At 48.1% G+C, this 20,350-nt stretch carries 17 protein-coding genes and 1 other annotated feature; of the genes, 2 read left to right on the plus strand and 15 right to left on the minus strand.

The window, feature by feature from the left end; translation table 11 throughout:
- Window positions 1-8: 8 nt before the first annotated feature.
- Window positions 9-2,651 (minus strand): valine--tRNA ligase, encoded by a 2,643-nt coding sequence (locus GLV97_RS05790; protein ID WP_160889215.1) that lies wholly within the window; start codon window positions 2,649-2,651, stop codon window positions 9-11.
- An 88-nt stretch (window positions 2,652-2,739) separates the two neighbouring features.
- Window positions 2,740-2,964 (minus strand) — a binding site (T-box leader).
- Window positions 2,965-3,090: 126 nt separating this feature from the next.
- Between GLV97_RS05790 and GLV97_RS05795 the strand changes: the two genes are divergently transcribed.
- Window positions 3,091-3,279 (plus strand): hypothetical protein, encoded by a 189-nt coding sequence (locus tag GLV97_RS05795; RefSeq protein ID WP_160836255.1) that lies wholly within the window; start codon window positions 3,091-3,093, stop codon window positions 3,277-3,279.
- Here the strand turns inward: GLV97_RS05795 and GLV97_RS05800 are convergent.
- The 7 genes from GLV97_RS05800 to hemA form a co-directional block, all read right to left on the minus strand.
- Window positions 3,276-4,247, minus strand: coding sequence for a LysM peptidoglycan-binding domain-containing protein (locus GLV97_RS05800; protein ID WP_160836256.1), 972 nt, complete (start codon window positions 4,245-4,247; stop codon window positions 3,276-3,278). The genes GLV97_RS05795 and GLV97_RS05800 overlap by 4 nt on opposite strands.
- A 163-nt stretch (window positions 4,248-4,410) precedes the next feature.
- Complete coding sequence (gene hemL / locus GLV97_RS05805) at window positions 4,411-5,697, minus strand: glutamate-1-semialdehyde 2,1-aminomutase (protein WP_160836257.1); 1,287 nt, start codon at window positions 5,695-5,697, stop codon at window positions 4,411-4,413.
- A gap of 17 nt (window positions 5,698-5,714) precedes the next feature.
- Entirely contained in the window at window positions 5,715-6,701 is a 987-nt protein-coding gene (hemB, locus tag GLV97_RS05810) for a porphobilinogen synthase (protein ID WP_160836258.1), read from the minus strand.
- A gap of 2 nt (window positions 6,702-6,703) precedes the next feature.
- Window positions 6,704-7,480: a uroporphyrinogen-III synthase gene (locus GLV97_RS05815; RefSeq protein ID WP_160836259.1), complete on the minus strand. Its 777-nt coding sequence runs from the start codon at window positions 7,478-7,480 to the stop codon at window positions 6,704-6,706.
- Window positions 7,480-8,409 (minus strand): hydroxymethylbilane synthase, encoded by a 930-nt coding sequence (gene hemC, locus GLV97_RS05820; protein ID WP_160836260.1) that lies wholly within the window; start codon window positions 8,407-8,409, stop codon window positions 7,480-7,482. Before hemC ends, GLV97_RS05815 begins: the two co-directional genes overlap by 1 nt.
- A 15-nt stretch (window positions 8,410-8,424) precedes the next feature.
- Window positions 8,425-9,243: a cytochrome c biogenesis protein gene (locus GLV97_RS05825; protein ID WP_160836261.1), complete on the minus strand. Its 819-nt coding sequence runs from the start codon at window positions 9,241-9,243 to the stop codon at window positions 8,425-8,427.
- A 13-nt stretch (window positions 9,244-9,256) separates the two neighbouring features.
- On the minus strand, window positions 9,257-10,630 hold the full coding sequence (gene hemA, locus GLV97_RS05830) for a glutamyl-tRNA reductase (RefSeq protein WP_160840733.1): 1,374 nt from the start codon (window positions 10,628-10,630) through the stop codon (window positions 9,257-9,259).
- Between the two features lie 256 nt (window positions 10,631-10,886).
- On the opposite strand from hemA, the gene GLV97_RS05835 reads away from it, so the two are divergent.
- Entirely contained in the window at window positions 10,887-11,369 is a 483-nt protein-coding gene (locus GLV97_RS05835; RefSeq protein WP_160840734.1) for a LiaI-LiaF-like domain-containing protein, read from the plus strand.
- A gap of 52 nt (window positions 11,370-11,421) precedes the next feature.
- Here the strand turns inward: GLV97_RS05835 and GLV97_RS05840 are convergent, their stop codons facing one another.
- The 7 genes from GLV97_RS05840 to tig all read right to left on the minus strand — a co-directional run bounded on the left by GLV97_RS05840 (window position 11,422) and on the right by tig (window position 20,231).
- Window positions 11,422-12,144, minus strand: coding sequence for an amino acid ABC transporter ATP-binding protein (locus GLV97_RS05840; protein ID WP_160836513.1), 723 nt, complete (start codon window positions 12,142-12,144; stop codon window positions 11,422-11,424).
- A gap of 28 nt (window positions 12,145-12,172) precedes the next feature.
- Window positions 12,173-12,838 carry an amino acid ABC transporter permease gene (locus GLV97_RS05845; RefSeq protein WP_412098052.1) on the minus strand — a complete coding sequence of 222 codons (666 nt, stop codon included), beginning with the start codon at window positions 12,836-12,838 and terminating at the stop codon, window positions 12,173-12,175.
- A gap of 79 nt (window positions 12,839-12,917) precedes the next feature.
- On the minus strand, window positions 12,918-13,745 hold the full coding sequence (locus tag GLV97_RS05850) for a transporter substrate-binding domain-containing protein (protein ID WP_160840735.1): 828 nt from the start codon (window positions 13,743-13,745) through the stop codon (window positions 12,918-12,920).
- A gap of 432 nt (window positions 13,746-14,177) precedes the next feature.
- Window positions 14,178-14,765: a ribosome biogenesis GTP-binding protein YihA/YsxC gene (gene yihA / locus GLV97_RS05855; protein WP_160836265.1), complete on the minus strand. Its 588-nt coding sequence runs from the start codon at window positions 14,763-14,765 to the stop codon at window positions 14,178-14,180.
- Entirely contained in the window at window positions 14,755-17,085 is a 2,331-nt protein-coding gene (gene lon / locus GLV97_RS05860) for an endopeptidase La (protein ID WP_160889216.1), read from the minus strand. The genes yihA and lon overlap by 11 nt, the downstream gene beginning before the upstream one ends.
- A gap of 258 nt (window positions 17,086-17,343) precedes the next feature.
- A complete protein-coding gene (gene clpX, locus GLV97_RS05865; protein ID WP_160836267.1) occupies window positions 17,344-18,621 on the minus strand; it encodes an ATP-dependent protease ATP-binding subunit ClpX in 1,278 nt (425 codons plus the stop codon).
- A 323-nt stretch (window positions 18,622-18,944) separates the two neighbouring features.
- A complete protein-coding gene (tig, locus tag GLV97_RS05870) occupies window positions 18,945-20,231 on the minus strand; it encodes a trigger factor (RefSeq protein ID WP_160836268.1) in 1,287 nt (428 codons plus the stop codon).
- Window positions 20,232-20,350: the final 119 nt, after the last annotated feature.

Here is a 20,350-nt window from a genome sequence, read left to right on the forward strand (position 1 = left end):
TTCTCCTCTTAGGCTTTCAGTTCTTTAATACGCGCTTCGACTTTCGTCCGTTTATCGAGATAATCGGTTTCTTTCTTCCGCTCTTCCTCAACAACTTGCTCAGGGGCTTTACTTACGAAACCTTCATTGGAAAGCTTCTTCTGGACCCGGGTGACTTCCTGGTCCCATTTCTTCCACTCGTTTTCAAGACGCTTGATCTCATCCTCGATATTGATGAGGCCTGCGAGCGGCAGGTAAAGTTCCGCACCCGTAACGACGGCAGACATCGCTTTTTCCGGAGCCTGCAGATCGGTGGCAATCGTCAGTTCACTCGGGTTGCAGAATCTCTCTAAATAAGAGCGGTTCTTCTCGAGCTCCTGAACGACATCCTCATCCTTCGCCTGGATCAGAAGCTGAATCTGCTTGGACATCGGTGTGTCTACTTCGGCACGGATGTTACGTACGGAACGAATAATGGAGACAAGGCGTTCCATTTCAGCAACCGCCTGTTCATTGTGGAAATCTTCCCTTACCACAGGCCAGGATGCCTGGGTGATGGATTCCCCTTCATGAGGAAGGTGCTGCCAGATCTCTTCAGTAATGAACGGCATGAATGGATGCAGCATCCGCATCGTCTGATCCAGCGTATAAGCCAGAATCGAACGGGTCGTATGAATGCGCTGCTCATCTTCTCCGTACAATGGAAGCTTCGCCATTTCAATATACCAATCACAGAAATCATCCCAGATGAAGTTATACAAGTGACGGCCGGCTTCTCCAAATTCGTATTTATCAATGTTAGTAGTTACCTGTTCGATCGTTTGGTTAAGTCGTGTGAGAATCCATTGATCCGCCACAGATTTTTCCCCGGATAGATCGATCTCTTCAAATTTCAAACCGCCCATGTTCATCAAAGCAAAACGAGAGGCGTTCCAGATTTTGTTCGCAAAGTTCCACGTCGACTCCACCTTCTCCCAGTGGAAACGGAGGTCCTGACCTGGAGAAGATCCGGTGGACAGGAAGTAACGGAGCGAATCCGCGCCATATTTTTCAATGACGTCCATAGGATCGACGCCGTTCCCAAGCGATTTACTCATCTTACGGCCGTCTGCATCGCGGACGAGACCATGAATGAGAACATCATTGAATGGACGCTCTCCGGTAAATTCAAGCGACTGGAAGATCATCCGGCTTACCCAGAAGCCGATAATGTCATAGCCGGTCACAAGGACGTTGGTCGGGAAATAGCGTTTGTAGTCGCTGCTGTCCTCATCCGGCCAGCCCATCGTTGAAAACGGCCAGAGGGCAGAAGAGAACCACGTATCCAGGACGTCTTCATCCTGTTTCCAGTTTTCAGGATCTTTCGGTTCTTCCTTGCCGACATGAATTTCGCCGGTCTCTTTATGGTACCAGGCTGGAATACGGTGGCCCCACCACAGCTGTCTGGAAATACACCAGTCACGGGTATTCTCCATCCAGTGAAGGTAAGGTTTTTCAAAGCGGTCCGGTACAAACTGGACAGCCTCGTCTCCTTTTTGAAGGTCCACGGATGCATCCGCCAACGGCTTCATATCCACAAACCACTGTGTGGAAAGGTAGGGCTCGACAACGGCACCGCTTCGCTCGGAATGACCAACCGAATGCATATGGTCCTCAATTTCAAACAGGACGCCCTGCTCCTTAAGGTCTTTGACAATCTGCTTGCGGCATTCAAAACGGTCCATACCTTTATAAGTACCGGCATTTTCATTCATCGTGCCATCCTCATTCATGACAAGCACGCGCTCCAGATTGTGGCGGTTTCCAATTTCAAAGTCATTAGGATCATGAGCCGGCGTAATCTTCACGGCACCGGAACCGAATTCCATGTCTACGTAGTCATCCGCGACAATTTCAATTTCCCTGCCGACAAGAGGGAGAACCGCTTTTTTTCCGATGAGATGTTTATAGCGCTCATCTTCCGGGTGAACAGCAATTGCGGTATCTCCAAGCATCGTCTCCGGACGCGTCGTAGCGATTTCTATGGAACCTTCCTCATCCTTCAGCGGGTAACGCATATGATAGAAAGCGCCCTGGACATCTTTGTACTCCACTTCAATGTCAGACAAAGCCGTCTGCGTAGCCGGATCCCAGTTGATGATATACTCACCGCGATAAATCAAGCCTTTTTCATATAAAGTAACGAATACTTCCTTAACAGCGTCGGAAAGACCATCATCAAGCGTAAATCGTTCGCGGGAGTAATCAAGGCCGAGACCGAGCTTTTCCCACTGGGCACGGATGAACTTGGCATATTCATGCTTCCACTCCCACGCTTTATCAAGGAATTTCTCACGGCCGAGGTCGTGTCGGGAAATGCCTTGTTCACGGAGCTTGGCATCCACCTTCGCCTGCGTAGCAATACCGGCGTGGTCCATCCCAGGCAGCCACAGCACGTCATAGCCCTGCATACGCTTCACACGGGATAATATATCCTGCAGGGTCGTATCCCATGCATGGCCGAGGTGAAGCTTCCCGGTTACGTTCGGCGGTGGAATAACGATGGTATACGGTTCTTTATCCGTATCTCCTTCCGCTTCAAAAAACTTCCCTTCCACCCAGTACTTGTACCGGTCTTTCTCAACAGCGGCCGGATCATATTTGGTTGGCATTGAAAGATCCTTTTCACTCATCTCTGATCTTCCTCCTTCAATTGATATCAGTCATTACACTCGGTCAGGGGTTCAAACGGAATGGAAAATAAAAAACCCTTTCATCCAGTAAAAGGACGAAAGGGTATAATTTCCGTGGTACCACCTTAATTTACAGGAGAGACTCCTGTACACTCACAATCATAACGGTTTCTAACCGGCTTCTCCTACTGATGATGTTCAAAGAAGCTGCATCAAGGGCGACTTTCATAATCAGGGTTCCTGGAAAACTCCCACCAATTGTTTTCCTCTCTGCAAGAAATGATTACGTACTACTCCCTATCTAAGCATTTCACGTATAAAGACTATATTACATATTGTATATAGAACATACGTCGTTAGTCAACTGTCTGACAAAAAATATGCAAAAGCCCGCAGACCAAGCCTGCGGGCCTCAACACTTAGGAAAAGAGGTGGACAGATGAGCCGAATGTACCGCTACCGGCTTCCTCCGTGGTGTAAGACGTGGTTGATTGTTATTGAAACCTCCCTGCTTCCGATCGTGATTTTTCAGGCTTTACGGACCATTTTCTGGCCGACGACCCTCGATATATTCCTTCTCGGTCTCGTCATCGGTCTGTGGCTGGCTTTTAAATATAAATGGATTTAATCAGGGATATAGACAATCTGTCCAGGGGCTACATCCTCATCACAGCTGTTGACACGCTCCAGCTGTCTGACCGGAACATCATATTTCTCAGCAATAGATGTCAAGGTCTCCTCCCCCTGGGCAATATACATTTTCATTCGTGTATACGTATCCTCACGATTTGGGAACAGGTGTTTAAAGATCTGTTTAATGCCATCCATCCCACCCGGCGCAGCCTCCGATTCACTGGACTCGGAAGATTCCTCCACACTGACTTCCCCCCAGTCTGAGGTACTATCAGAGGAAGCAGGCTGCTGGACCGGGATATCCTGGACAGGCTCCTGCTGCGAGCCGAAAAATTCAGGAAAGCTTTGTGATTTCTTGTAAAACCAGCGGCCATCATCCTCCTGTTCCTGTTCTTCCTGCTGGTGCCCGTTCATCCTGAATACAGGGGCTTCTTTTTCAGGAACGGCACGCTCCACCTCAGGCACTTCTTCTTTGAAATTGACCGGTCCTGCCTGGGCAGGCTCATCGAAAGTATCATCATTGGACGCGTCCCTTTGTGCTTCCTCAACTCCGTTAATGGTAAGCTGGGCATGGAGGCGGAGCTGACGATCAGCCGGCAGTTCATAATCAAATGTTTCGATATCAATCCATACATCATCCATATTGGAAACACGCTCCAGGGGAACGGTTATTTCCACAGGGAACGCGTGGGAAAAGACGTAGATCCCCTCCCCCTGAGCCTCCACGCTGTCCATCACCCTCGCCCCGGCAGCTGCCGGAGATTCTGCATCGGTTTGAGGACCTGTCGGCATATATTCACCGCCAAGATCAACGGTTCCCTTCAGGCACACTTCATCCCCGCGGTCCTCGATCGTGATATCCGGCTCTAAAGAAATACCAATCAGCTCTCTTACACCCTGTCCTTCCTGAAACCATATCGATTCATCCAGATAAAAGGAAAATACATTTTGTTTATTTGGCAATCCAGAGTCCCTCCCTAAGGTATTCCTGTTCTCTACTAACACCTTATGCGCAGGATATGGTTATATACATGTTTGGGAGGAATCGTCCGAAAACAGACCGCGAACCACGTCAAAAAACAGACAGCCTGGGGAATACCCAGGCTGTCTGTTTGTAGTCCTGCTTTTATTTAAGCGTTGAAAAGACTTTACGGACGGCTTCAATCGTTTGCTCGATGTCTTCTTTTGTATGCTTCACAGAAAGGAACATGCCTTCAAATTGAGATGGCGGAAGATATACGCCTTCCTGTATCATGCCTTGATAGTATTTCTTAAACATGTCCAGATCGGATTGATTAGCCGTTTCGAAATTGTACACCGGTTCATTGGTGAAGAAGAATCCGACCATGGATCCCGCCCGGTTCACAGTAAGCGGAATGTCATAGGCTTCGGCTGCCTGCTGATACCCTTCGATCAGCTGGTCCACCCGTTCACTGATGGAAGCATAGGCTTCCTCGGTCATCGCTGAAATGGTCTGATATCCCGCAGTCATGGCAAGCGGATTTCCTGACAGTGTCCCCGCCTGGTAAATATCACCAACAGGGGCGACACGCTCCATGATTTCCCGCTTTCCACCGTAGGCACCGACAGGAAGCCCCCCGCCGATGACTTTGCCGAGACAAGTCATATCCGGTGTTACGCCAAAATGACCTTGAGCACTGTGGTAGCCGACCCGGAACCCTGTCATGACTTCATCAAAGATAAGGACCGTCCCATTATCTTCAGTCAGCTGACGAAGCTCCTGAAGAAAGCTTTCCTTCGGAGGTACGACACCCATGTTTCCAGAAACCGGCTCAATAATAACCGCAGCCAGGTCGTCTCCGTACTCTTCAAAGACATATTTGACACTTTCGAGGTCGTTGTAAGGGACCGTGATCGTGTTTTGAGCTATAGAGGCTGGAACCCCCGGTGAATCTGGAAGTCCAAGTGTCGCCACCCCGGATCCTGCCTTGATCAGCAGAGAATCACCGTGACCGTGATAGTTCCCTTCAAATTTGAGGATTTTGTCACGACCGGTGTAACCGCGCGCCACTCTCAGGGCACTCATCGTAGCTTCTGTACCAGAGTTGACCATTCGCAGCATTTCAATAGAAGGTACACGCTCGCGGACGAGATCCGCCAGCTGATTCTCAATCTCTGTCGGCGCTCCGAAGCTTGTTCCGTGGGCGGTCACTTTTGTTAAAGCATCCGTCACCCTTTCATCGGCATGGCCAAGGATCAGCGGCCCATAGCTCAGGACATAGTCGATGTATTCATTGCCATCAACGTCATAGAGCCTGGAGCCTTCTCCTTTTTCCATGAAAATTGGATCCATGTCTACAGATTTGAACGCACGGACGGGAGAGTTGACTCCCCCCGGCATCAGTTCTACAGCTTCTTGATACGCTTGTTTGGAACGATCAAAGTTTTTCATCGTCAGCACCTTCCTTCTTAAGATTGGTCTTCCTTCAGCCAGTCTGCCGCATCTTTAGCGAAGTACGTAATGATTAAGTCAGCACCCGCACGCTTCATAGCGGTCAGCTTTTCAAGAACGATTTCTTTTTCATTGACCCAGCCGTTCTGGGCCGCAGCCTTGATCATGGAATATTCGCCACTCACGTTATAAGCAACAACCGGCAGATTGTAGCGGTCCTTCACTTCCCGCATGATATCGAGATAAGCCAGCGCCGGCTTAACGATAAGGAAGTCAGCCCCTTCTTCGACATCAGACTCTGCTTCTCTAAGAGCTTCCAGACGGTTGGATGGATCCATTTGGTAAGCACGACGGTCTCCAAACTGCGGAGAACTGTGAGCGGCATCCCGGAATGGTCCGTAGAACGCAGAAGCAAACTTCACGGCATAGGACATAACCGGGATATGACTGAAGCCGGCCTCATCCAGTCCGCGGCGGATGGCTGCCACAAAACCGTCCATCATGTTGGAGGGAGCAATAATATCTGCACCGGCCTCTGCCTGGGTGACAGCGGTCTGTGTAATGTAAGTCAATGATTCATCATTCGCAATATCCCCGTCCCGGACAATGCCGCAGTGACCGTGATCGGTATATTGACACAGACACGTATCAGCAATGACCGTCAAGGAAGGCACTTCTTCTTTAATTTGACGGATGGCACGCTGAACGATTCCTTCCTCATGATACGCTTCACTTCCGACCTCATCCTTATGGGCGGGTACTCCGAAGACGATCACCGAGCGGATCCCCCGTGTTACAAGCTCCTCCATTTCTGCTGTTAAATGGTCGAGGGACACTTGATGGACTCCCGGCATCGAAGCCACTGGATTTTTGATATCCTGCCCTTCTACAACAAAGATCGGATAAATCAAATCATCTGTGCGAAGATGCGTTTCTCTTACGAGCGCCCGCATGGATTCCGTGCGGCGCAGACGGCGGTGCCGTTTAAATTGAAGATCCTTCATTCCTATCGATTCCCTTCGTTCTTGAAATATAATATCATCTGTTCCACCATGTGTTCTATCGTATACTGCGGCGGAGTAAACACATCGGTAAACCCTTCTGTCTCCGCTTTCCGGGCCGTCGTCGGTCCGATGCAGAAGCAGGGCAGGGACAGGCCGCTCTCCCGGCTGCCTTTGGTCACCGTTTTAAAAGCCTGAATGGTGGACGGACTCGTAAACGTCAAGGCGTCCAGGTCACCGTTCTCCAGCCAGCTGGTAATATTTTTCTGGTCATTCGTCAGTAACAGCGTATCATAAACCGTGAGTGATTTGAAAAACACGGCCCGCTTACGAAAAGCTGCCGGAAGAACGTCCCGGGAACGATTTCCCCGTATGTATAAAAGCTTTCCCGGTTCCGGGTACTTTTGAAAAAATTCCTCTTCCATTTTAGCCGCTTGGAAGGATGCAGGCAAAAAATCCGCTTTTCTTCCATATCTCTGCAGAGCGCGTTCCGTTTTTGTGCCGATGACAGCCGTCCGGACGTCCGCAGGAAGTTTCCTGCCATGCTTATGCAGCCATTTGAAAAAAAACTTCACGGCATTGGAACTGGTTAAAAAAATCCAGGAAAATTCGTGAAGTTCATCTAATATGGGTTCGTTTGTCTGTTGATCGTTCAATTGAAAAGCGAGAAGCGGGGTGTGTCTTGGAACACCGCCCGCTTCCTCGATCCGCTCTTTCAACGGCGCCGCCTGGGATCTGCCTCTTGTGATGAGGATGTTCTTCCCGTGCAGTGGCGCGTCCATTACTGACCATACTCCTCTTTGGCACGATCAACGATTTCCTGCGCTCCCTGCTCTCTTAAAAGATCAGCCGCATGACGCCCGACTTCAATCGGATCCTGTCCAGTGACCGTCTCATGAAGAATCGTTTCGCCGTCCGGTGTCCCGACTAGAGCGGTAAGAACGATATCATCGCCTTTCCGGTAAGCGTACCCGCCGATCGGAACCTGGCACCCGCCATTCAGGTCGTGAAGGAATTTCCGTTCAGCTGCTACGGTCGTCTGTGTATATTCATGATTCAATTTCATAAGAAAATCACGCAGTTCTTTATCTTCCTCGCGGCACTGGATGGCCAGGGCCCCCTGACCGACAGCAGGAACACAAACATCCGGCTCCAGGTATTCTGTGACAAGGTTGTCATCCCACCCCATGCGCTTCAGACCGGCAGCGGCGAGCACAATAGCGTCGTAATCTTCCTCTTTCAACTTCCGAAGCCGCGTATCAATGTTCCCACGGATCCATTTAATCTCAAGATCCGGGCGGACCGCTTTGATCTGAGACCCGCGGCGCAGACTGCTCGTCCCCACAACAGCCCCTTCCGGAAGGTCTTTCAAAGCGACGTGATCATTGGATACGAACGCATCGCGGTGATCTTCGCGGATGGGCACAGAGGCAACCGTCAACCCTTCGGCCACCACAGCCGGCATATCTTTCATACTATGGACAGCCATATCAATCGTACCGTCATACATCGCCTGTTCGATTTCCTTGATGAACAAGCCTTTGCCTCCGACTTTGGACAGCGTTACATCAAGGATCTGGTCACCCTTTGTCGTGATCCGCTTGATTTCAAAATCGTAGGATGGATCGATTTGTTTCAGCTGATCGATCACCCATTCCGTCTGGGTGATCGCCAGGTTACTCTTTCTTGAACCGATAATGATTTTTCTCATGCTTGTTCCTCCTCTTTAAAAGTGAAAGTTCGATAGGGAGCTGAATAAAAAGAAATTGATAAGCAGGAATAAAAAAGCGGCGGCGTTAAAAATGGAAATGGTCCGTCCCTGATACCCTTTAACCACCCGCAGAATGAGATAGATCATATAGCCGATTAACACGAGGAAGGAACCGAGCGTCTTGAAATCATACCAATAGAACACATCTGTCGAAACATAGCCCCAGACAACTCCGAGAATAATCGCTATAAGCAGCAGCGGTACGCCTAAAATGACCGCAATATAAGAAAAATGATCCAGCTTTGTCAAATCCCCGAGCCGGAACAGTTTGGCATTCCATTTTTTCTTTTTCAACAGCCGGTACTGCAGTAAATACATGATGGAAAAAATAAAGGAAAGGGTGAAAAATCCATAAGAGATAATCGCCAGACTGATATGAATGACAAGAAGTTCATTGACGAGCGCCACCCCTTCATTATCCAATGCATTCTGAGCCCTTGTGAAAATATGAATAATCATGATCAGAAAGCCGACGACATTCGTAAAGAAGACGAGGAAATCCATCTTGAACAACCGGTTGATTAATAAAGAAAAGGTCACCAGAATCCAAGTATAGAAATATAAGCCGTCGTAAACCGTCATGATTGGAAAGTTATCCTTGATGAAGAACTGGGACAACAGGAAAACACTTTGTAATGCCCAGACCATACTAAGTAACCAGAAGGCCGCACGGTTGGCCTTCCGGTTTGTCTGGACAAAGTCAATGAAATATCCGATCAGGCTGAGTCCATAAAGGAAAAGGATCAGCTCGTACACCCATTTCAACTCAAACATGGAGCCGGCCCCCTCAGGAATGAATCACAGGGCTGATGATGGAAACAGATTGATCCGCCTCTACCCGGCGCTCATTCGCTGCGCTGTTCTTTTTTTCCTGTTGAGCGGCCTCTTTTTCCACCTGTTCTTCAATGCCGAAAATCTGCGTAAACAGCTTCAGCGTCTCTTCAGAATCAGGCTGAGCCGCCAGTTCCTTCGCCTGGGAAATCGGTTCTTTCAACATTTGGTTGATGATACTCTTCGTATGCTTGTTCAATACTTTACGCTCACGATCGGATAGATCCGGCATTTTCCGCTCAATGCTTTTCATCGTTTCCGACTGAATGTCGAGCGCTTTGGAACGCAGCGCAGAAATCACCGGCACCACGCCGATCGTCTGGAGCCACTGTTTGAATTCCACGATTTCTGCTTCCATCATGATTTCGATTTCCTCTGCCGCCTGCCTGCGCATTTCCAGGTTGGCGTCCACGATTCCCTGAAGATCATCAATATCATAGAGGAAGACACTTTCCAAGGCCTCCATTGCCGGATCCAGATCTCTAGGTACAGCAATATCTACGAAGAAAAGCGGTTTGCCCTTCCGTTTCTTATGGACCGGCTCCATCATTTCCTTCGTAATGACATACTCCGACGCACCTGTAGAACTGATGACAATATCCGCATCACCCAGCACGGCTTCCAGTTCGTCCATCGTACGGGCATACCCATTGAACTGACCAGCGACAGTACGGGCTTTTTCCATCGTACGGTTCACGACGGTCACTTTACGGACACCTGAGCCGTGAAGGTTTTTAGCGGCAAGCTCACCCATTTTTCCAGCACCAAGGATCACGATGTGCTTATGAACGAGGTCACCGAAGATTTTGCGTGCCAGTTCAACAGCTGCATAACTGACAGAGACAGCGTTTTCACCGATCTCCGTGTCCTTATGTGCCTTCTTCGCCATAGTGACAGCCTGTCGGAACAACTGGTTGAATATCGTTCCGGTCGTTCCGGCATTCTGAGCACGCTGAAACGCCTGCTTCATCTGTCCAAGGATCTGCGTTTCTCCAAGGACCATGGAATCAAGACCGGAAGTGACGCGCAGCAGATGTTCGACCGCTCCGTCTGTTTCATATATCGCAAGGTAAGAAGTGAATGACTCTTTATCCACTTGAAACCAGTCTGATAAAAACTGTTTAATATAGTACCGTCCCGTATGGATCTGGTCCACGACGGCAAAGATTTCCGTTCGGTTGCATGTAGAAATAATCACATTCTCCAATACACTTTTACGCCCGTTGAGCTGGGCCATAGCTTCTTCAAGCTTATCCTCGGAAAATGTGAGCTTCTCTCGAATTTCCACAGGGGCTGTTTTGTAATTAAGACCGACGGCTATAATGTGCATTTCATATACCCCCATTACACGTGCAGATTTTCTCCTGTAGTGTAGATTATAACATAAATAACGGAAGATTTTTTGTCCCAATTATGAACAGATGTTGAATCTGTTATGATAGGATGAGATAGAGTTATTTGAATAATTACTTATAATTATTAAATTAGAACGAATCTAATTTATAATTCGTTTGTAATATACCAAATCTACAGGAGAATATCAAGGTACAAACATTATCATTCCAAAATGACTGGATGTGAGCACATTGAACAAAAACCATACCCTGCTTGGGTTCCTCTTCATTGGACTTGGTGCGTATTTTTTTCTTCGTCATCTCAATATTCCCCACCTGCAGCCATTTTACTCATGGCCGTTCCTGCTCGTTCTGATCGGTGCAGCCTTTCTGTTTCACAGCTATGTGAGCAGGGATACGTCCAGCCTGTTTACCGGGACGATTGTCACCGGCTTCGGTATTCATTTTCTAGCCGTGGATCAGCTGGCTTTCTGGCGCGATCACTGGGGCGTTTACTTATGTATTGTCGGTGCAGCTTTCCTGCTGCAATATCGAAAAACAAAAAAAGGACTGGTTCCAGCCCTGGTCCTGCTGGGCACGGGAGCTTTTGTCCTGTTTTCACCAACGCTGCCGGCCTGGATTCAGTGGATCAACCAATTCTTTCTTTTAATTGAAAGGTTCTGGCCGCTGGCGCTGATTGCTTTCGGTCTCTATCTTCTAAAAAAGAAAACATAAGAGTAAAAAAAACAAGGCTGTCGATGTCATTCCCGACAGCCTTGTTTTTATTTTAAAGGATGGAACTCAAGAAGGCCTGTGTACGCTCTTCCTGCGGATTTTCAAAAATCTCCTGCGGTGTTCCGCTTTCGACAATCCTGCCATCGTGCATGTACACCACTCTGTCGGCCACTTCACGGGCAAAGCCCATTTCGTGCGTAACGACGACCATCGTCATCCCTTCCTGTGCAAGTGTCTTCATCGTTTGAAGTACTTCCCCGACAAGCTCAGGATCCAGGGCGGAGGTCGGTTCATCGAAAAGCATGATTTCCGGTTTCATGGCAAGGGCGCGGGCGATGGCTACACGCTGTTTCTGCCCACCCGACAAGCGGGACGGAAATACATCCGCTTTATCGCCAAGTCCGACTTTCTCCAACAGCTGCCGGCCTTCCTCTTTTGCCTCAGCCTTGGAAAGCTTTTTCACCTGCAGAGGAGCTTCAATCACATTCCCAAGCACGGTTTTATGCGGGAATAGATTGAAATGCTGGAACACCATTCCGACCCGCTGGCGGACCGCATTCAAGTTATCCTTCTTCGGATTGATCTCCTTCCCTTGAATGTACAGCTCTCCGCCGTTTTTCATTTCAAGGAAATTCAGACAGCGCAGCATCGTACTTTTACCGGAGCCACTGGCTCCGATGAGAACGACGACTTCACTTTCCTTCACCTGAAAGTCGATATCTTTCAAGACGTGCAGGTCTCCGAAATATTTATTTAACTGATTCGCTTCTATCATATAATCAGACAATCGATTTCCTCCTCCATTAATCGCTGGCCGCCAGTTTCTTCTCTACAGCTCCGACAACAAGGGTCAGCAGGAAGACCAGAATCAAATACCATACCGCACTGACAAGCAGCCAGGTCATGTAATCAAAGGTATTCGCTCCTTGTGTCGTAGCGACAGCAAAAATCTCCGATACCCCGATGAATGCAGCCAGGGATGAATCTTTCAATCCAATAATAAACTGATTTCCGAGCGGTGGCAATGCGCGCCGGAATGCCTGGGGCAGAATGATCCGGCGCATAGTGAGGGTCTGACTCATTCCGAGGGAACGTCCGGCTTCTGTCTGTCCTTTTCCAATCGACTGAATCGAGCCTCTGAATATTTCAGCAATATAGGCGCCGTTATGGAAGGCCAGACCAAGAGCCACGGACCAGAACCCGCTGATCATCCAGATTTCTGTCAATCCATAATAGAAAACAAAGATCTGAACAATCAACGGGGTGCCCCGAACGACATAAATATATAGATTAGCTATCCATTCCAGCACCTTTATGCCGGAGATTTTCATAAATGCAAACATAAGTCCGATAAAAATCGCAATAAAAATAGATACAGCCGTTAAGGCAAGGGTCAGCTGTGCCGCTTCAAAGAAAATGCCACGACTGCTGATCAATGAATCCCAGAAATGAACAACATTTAGATACATCTGCATCAACTCCTCTGTCATATGAAAAAGAGTACGCGTCTGCGCACTCTTCACCTTCGTTACTATCCAAAATCACGGCTTATTCAGGAGCAGTTGTGATGTCTTCCCCGAAATATTCCTCGCTGATCTCAGAAAGAGTCCCATTTTCTCGAAGGGTTTCCAGTGCTGTATTGATCTCATCTAGTAATTCTGTGTTTTCCTTCGATACGGCAACGGCCTGTTCGCTGCGCTCAATCATTTCCTTCGCCTCGATCTCGAGCCCTTCACCGGAAGCTTCCTTTCCAGTCAGGAAGTCGGTGATGACAGCATCATGACGACCCTTGGACAAGGATTGCAGAGCCACAACATCACTGTCATACGTTTTAATATTCTCTGTCACTTCTTCTGCATACTGACTGTATGTCGATCCTTTAGAAAGAGCGACTTCTTTGCCTTCCAAATCCTCAAGCGTTTCAATGTCACTGTCCGGGCGGGTGAAAATCTGTGCACCGGAATAATAGTACGGCGTCGAGAAGTCTACTTCCTGCTGACGTTCCTCTGTTATCGTATGACTGGCTACCGCAGCGTCAAAACGCCCGGTTTTCACACCTTCCACAATACTTGCGAATTTCTGTTTCTGAGGACTCGGTTCAAGACCCAGTTCCTCTGCGATCGCATTGGCTACATCAATATCGAAACCTTCCATCTCTCCGTCCGCACCGGTCATACTAAATGGGCGGAACTCTCCGGAAGCCGCAAAAGTAAAAGTCCCATCTTCGACAAGCTCGTAATCCGTGTTATTTTCTGCTGTATCCTCTGAACCGCTGTCCCCTTCATCTCCCGACGTGTCTTCTTCACTGCTTCCACAAGCAGCCAGGAAAAGCACCAGAGTCAAGAGCAGCAGCAGTACTCCATTCATTTTCTTCATAAGCCCTGAATCATCCCTTCTCTTTTTGTCATCGTTCTGTAATATTAAAAGTATATCGATTTATCAAATATTTCCCAAAATTAATGAGATTCTAAAAATAGGTAAATAGAAGTATATAAGCCGAATACATGCATAAATACTACATATACCTTATAAATACTCGATATTACTCGTTCTTAATAGAAAATTATATAAAAAAACCGTTCTCCATTGGGGGAACAGTAAAATTATGGAAAAAGTATGTGCCGGTCAGCAGCTTGTTCCGCTAGTCGTTTACGGGGACACAATAGGTCTCTGCCGGGTCAGGAACAGTACCTGCCCTGGTACGTATTCTTCCCGCAGGCGCCGATGATTTTAAAAAGAGAGACCCTCTGTTCAACAGAAGATCTCCCTTATTCAGACCTCCCTCCTCACGGGAGAGCGGTTTGATTGTTATACCTGCAGATGAGAGAGCATCGTTTTCCAGGCTTTATCTTTTCCTTCACCTGTTTCCGACGAAAATGGAATGAGTGTATCCTCTTCTTCCATTTCCAGCACCTCCTGAATCATTTTCAACTGCTTATGGCGCTGCCCTTTTTTAATTTTATCCAGCTTTGTTGCAATGACCATTACCGGCACATCAAAATGCTTCAGATAGTCATACATCACCTGGTCATCTTCGGAAGGCTTATGGCGGACATCGATGATAAGTGCTGTCGCTTTCAGCTGTTCACGTTCAGCGAAATATTCCTCCATCATCGCTCCCCATTTGGCCCGTTCCTTTTTGGAAACTTTCGCATAGCCGTAACCCGGCACATCAACGAAATGGAATTTATCGTTGATGATGTAAAAGTTAAGCGTCTGCGTTTTCCCCGGCTTGGAAGATGTCCGCGCCAGGTTCTTTCTTTGAATCATCTTGTTGATAAACGATGATTTACCGACATTCGACCGCCCGGCGAGGGCGATCTCGGGAATCGGTTGGTTGGGATACTGTTTCTTGCTCGCCGCACTAATGACGATATCTGCGGAATTAACCTTCATGTGCACCCTCCACCAGTGCCTGATCCAATACTTCATCCAAGTGTTTGACAGGGACGAAGGTCAAGCCTTCTTTTATGCTGTCTGGAATATCTTCCAGGTCTTTCTTATTCTCATCAGGAATGATGATTTTCGTCAAGCCGGCCCGGTGGGCACTCAAGGATTTCTCCTTCAAGCCGCCGATCGGAAGCACCCGTCCACGAAGGGTGATTTCACCAGTCATCCCGACTTCCTTACGGACAGGACGCCCGGTAAGAGCGGAAACAAGGGCTGTAGCCATTGTGATTCCTGCTGATGGACCATCCTTCGGTGTCGCTCCTTCGGGAACATGAATGTGAATGTCGTTCTTCTCCACAAACTCCGGATCGATATCAAGCTCGGCTGCACGCGAACGGATATAACTGAAAGCAGCCTGGGCGGATTCTTTCATCACATCCCCCAATTTACCCGTCAGCGTCAGGTTGCCTTTGCCTGGATAGATGGACACTTCAATCGAAAGCGTGTCTCCGCCGGCTGTCGTATAGGCAAGGCCTGTAGCCGCCCCGATCTGATCCTCGAGCTCAGCACGTCCATAACGGAACTTCGGACGCCCAAGAAGTTCCTCGAGCATTTTTTCTGTTACGACTACACGCTGTTTGTCACCGGCTACGATGATCTTAGCCGCTTTCCGGCATAATCCGGCCAGCTCTCTTTCCAAACCACGGACGCCGGCTTCACGGGTATAACGGCGGATAAGCTTGAGAAGCGCATCTTCTCTTACCTGCAGCTGGCTTTTCTTCAAGCCGTTTTCCTTAATCTGCTTCGGAAGCAGGTGCTCTTTGGCAATCTGCTGCTTCTCCACTTCTGTATAACCGGCAATCGTAATCATTTCCATCCGGTCGCGCAACGGTCCGGGAATGTTGGCTACGTTGTTGGCTGTAGCGATGAACATTACTTTGGATAAGTCATAATGCTCTTCAATGAAGTGATCACTGAATGTACCGTTCTGCTCCGGATCAAGCACTTCAAGCATAGCCGAAGACGGATCTCCACGGAAGTCGCTTGCCATTTTGTCGATTTCATCCAGAAGGAAGACCGGGTTAACGGTTTCGGCCCGCTTCATCCCCTGAATGATCCGGCCCGGCATCGCTCCGATGTACGTCCGGCGGTGACCACGGATTTCCGCTTCGTCCCGCACACCACCAAGCGATACACGGACAAATTTACGGTTGATGGATCGAGCGATGGACTTGGCCAGGGATGTCTTCCCTACTCCGGGAGGTCCGGCAAGGCAGAGAATCGGCCCTTTGATCGACTGCGTAAGCTTCTGGACAGCCAGGTACTCCAGTACCCGCTCCTTCACTTTTTCAAGGCCGTAGTGATCTTCATCTAAAATGCCTTCCGCCCGGTTGACATCCAGATTGTCTTCCGTTTCCTCAGACCACGGGAGAGCAACAAGCCACTCGATATAATTACGGATGACAGAGCTCTCTGCGGAACTCTGTGGTACCTTTTCATAACGGCCGAGTTCCTTCAGGGCAATCTGTTCCACACGCTCCGGCATGGAAGCCTGCTCAATTTTCTCTTTCAGCTGAGCCACTTCACCGGTCTTCCCGTCTTTATCGCCCAGTTCATTCTGAATGGCCTTCATCTGCTCGCGGAGGTAGTACTCCTTCTGCGTTTTCTCCATCGATTTTTTCACCTGACGGCCGATCTTCTGTTCAATCTGAAGCACTTCGCGTTCATTGCCGATCAGCTCAATCAGTTTATTCAGACGCTCTTTCACATTACGGGTTTCCAACACATCCTGCTTGTCCTTCAGCTTAATCGGCAGGTGGGAGGAGACGATATCAGCCAGGTGGCTGGGATCATCCGTGTCCGCAACCGTGTTGTACGTTTCCTGCGTCACTTTTTTGGATACTTTCACGAACTTCTCAAATTGATCGAGCAGCATGCGCATCAGCGCTTCTTCTTCGTTTTTATCTTCGTGCTCGTCATCAATGATCTGGATGGATGCTTTGAAAAAGTCGCCTTCTTCATTGAATTCATCCATGCCCGCCCGGTGCAGTCCTTCGACAAGCACACGGTTGGTTCCGTTCGGAAGCTTCACCATCTGCTTGACGCGGGCTACGGTCCCTACGGAATAAAGATCTTCATACGCTGGTTCATCAATGTTTACTTCTTTTTGAGAAACAAGAAAAATTTCATTATCATCCATCATGGACTGCTCCAGGGCCTGGACAGATTTCTCCCGGCCGACATCCAGGTGTAGCACCATGGATGGGTAGACAAGCAGCCCTCTAAGAGGAAGTAGAGGTATATTGTTTCTTTGTTTGTCTGTCATCTATTTGCACCTCCGATAAATGCGGATACGTAATTTAATCATATAGAAATGTAAGTGGAAAGTAAACGAAACGATACCAGATGGTGCCAACACGCATAGCCCCGGCCTCAAGTCAGGCAGGGGGACTTTCCTTATGGTATCCCTATTATTAGCAGAAACCTATGTTTCATGCTTAGGTCCAGAGTCTGTCAAGCCCCTATAAAAAAGCCGTGCTACAGTTATTCGTAGCACGGCTTTTCAAGGGAAAACCCTCAGGCATTACGCACTTTCTTTCGGTGACTGCTTGTTTTCATCCTCAACGGTGCCATCCGTCAGCACAAGCTTCGGACGTCCGTTTTCCGCTTTCACTGTATCTTTCGTGATAATACACTTCTCGATATCATCGCGGGAAGGAAGTTCATACATCACATCAAGCATGATGCCTTCGATAATGGAGCGCAGTCCGCGTGCCCCTGTCTTACGTTCAATGGCAAGGCGGGAAATTTCACGAAGAGCTTCTTCCTCCATCTCAAGCTCCACATGGTCAATTTGGAACAGCTTTTGATACTGTTTGACAAGAGCGTTTTTCGGTTTTGTAAGGATTTCAACCAACGCGTCTTCATCCAGCTGCTCAAGGCTTCCAATAACCGGCAGACGTCCGATGAATTCAGGAATCAGACCATAGCTTAGAAGGTCTTCAGGCAGTACTTTTGTCAGAAGATCCTTTTTCTCTGCATCGTCTGTCACCTGTTCGGAGCCGAATCCGATCACTTTTCTGCCCAGGCGGCGCTTGATAATCTGGTCGATCCCATCGAAGGCCCCACCCACGATAAACAGGACATTTGTCGTGTCAATCTGGATGAATTCTTGATGAGGATGCTTCCGTCCACCCTGTGGAGGAACACTTGCCTGCGTTCCTTCAAGGATCTTAAGAAGTGCCTGCTGGACACCTTCACCAGACACATCCCGTGTAATGGAAGGGTTTTCGGATTTACGTGCTACTTTATCGATTTCATCAATATAGATGATTCCTTTTTCTGCTTTCTCAACATCATAATCAGCAGCCTGAATCAGTTTGAGAAGAATGTTCTCTACATCTTCCCCGACATAACCAGCCTCTGTCAGTGATGTGGCATCTGCGATTGCGAATGGAACATTCAGGATGCGGGCAAGGGTCTGGGCAAGCAGTGTTTTACCGCTTCCGGTAGGTCCAAGCATCAGGATGTTACTCTTCGCAAGCTCCACCTCATCATTTTTCACACCTGCGTTGATACGCTTGTAGTGGTTGTAGACAGCTACGGAAAGGTTCTTCTTCGCCTGGTCCTGTCCGATTACATAATCATTGAGAATGTCACGGATTTCCTGAGGTTTTGGAACTTCCTTGAACTCCACCTCTTCTTCGTTGCCAAGCTCCTCTTCCACGATTTCTGTGCACAATTCAATACATTCATCACATATATATACGCCAGGTCCTGCAACGAGTTTTCGGACTTGTTCCTGACTCTTTCCGCAGAAAGAACACTTCAATTGTCCTTTTTCATCGTTAAATTTAAACATACGTTTCACCCCTTAATAAAATGACGCAATCGTTGCGACTGAAGTTACTGATACGACGCCAACGTTTCGCTTCTTTTGCCCATCATACCAAATAAACTCCAAACACAAAAGCAATACCTTTTAGAGGTGTGCCGTCAATTCCTGCGACACCCTCATTATGTAGATATAAAACGCATAAGTCAAACCTTTGAGCATCTTAAATAGTATATGTAAAAGCGCTTGGATGTATCATTATTTTCCCCACAAAACAACCGGCCTAAACCGCGTTTCCGAAGAAATATATGAGAAGACAAGGTACCCGGGCACCTTGTCTTCCACCTGTATTATTCAGCTTTGCTGTTTTCGACAAGAACGTCGATGGCTTTGCGCACTTTCAGATCTTCTTTGATCATGTCCGTGTTACCGCCAAGCATCTGCGTCAGCTGAGCTACATCTGTCTGGTACATGCCAGCCATGTTCTCAAGTTCAGCATTGACGTCTTCGTCTGTTACGTCGACATTTTCCGCTTCGGAAATAGCTTCAAGAGTCATGTTCGTTTTCACACGCTTCGCCGCATCTTCTTTCATCTGCTCACGAAGGGCGTCTTCGTCCTGACCAGTGAACTGGAAGTACATGTCTTTTGTCATGCCCTGCATTTGAAGGCGCTGTTCGAATTCCTGAACCATACGGTCAAGCTCTGTGTCGACCATGGCATCCGGAATTTCAACTTCTGCATTGTCAGAAGCTTTATTTACAAGTGTTTCACGCTTCTGGTTGTCCGCATCGGTTTTCTTCTGGTCTTCCAGACGCGTGCGTGTTTTCGTTTTAAGTTCTTCCAGGGATTCGACTTCTTCGTCGACATCTTTCGCGAATTCGTCATCCAGCTCTGGAAGTTCCTTGCCTTTGATTTCGTGAATTTTCACTTTGAAGGTAGCCGCTTTACCAGCAAGCTCTTCTGCGTGATATTCTTCAGGGAATGTTACTTCCACTTCTGTTTCTTCGCCGGCCTGTTTACCAACAAGCTGCTCTTCGAAACCAGGGATGAAAGAACCGGAACCTACTTCTAGAGAGTAGTTATCCGCCTGGCCGCCTTCGAATGCTTCCCCATCAACGAAGCCTTCGAAGTCCATAACGACAGTATCGCCGTTTTCAACGGATCCTTCTTCTTTAACAACAAGCTCAGCCTGACGCTCCTGCATCTGCTTCAGTTCGCTGTCTACGTCTTCATCAGTAACTTCTGTGTCTGCTTCTTCGAAAGTAAGACCTTTGTATTCGCCAAGCTTCACTTCAGGCTTCACAGTTACTTCAGCTGTGAAAATAAGGTCCTGGCCTTTTTCGATCTGCTTCACATCAACTTCTGGACGGTCAACCGGCTCGATGCCTGCTTCGTCCACGGCGTTTGAGTAAGCTTCCGGAAGGATGATATCAAGAGCATCCTGATACAGAGATTCTACTCCGAAACGCTGTTCGAACAATTTACGAGGTACTTTCCCTTTACGGAATCCAGGCACCTGTACCTGTTTAACTACTTTTTTAAAGGCAGAATCAAGCGCTTTGTCGAACTCGCCGGCAGGTACTTCAACTGTTAATGTACCTACGTTGCCTTCTTGCTTTTCCCATTTTGCTGACATAAAAAATTCCCTCCAACATCTATTCACATTTTCGTCCGGAGACGATGGTTTACTGATTCTATGACTCTGATTACATACGAATCTCTTTTGCAACCATTACATTATAACATAATCCCTGC

Origin of the sequence: Halobacillus litoralis (genome assembly GCF_009856355.1) — a bacterium.
Classification (GTDB): domain Bacteria; phylum Bacillota; class Bacilli; order Bacillales; family Halobacillaceae; genus Halobacillus; species Halobacillus litoralis_B.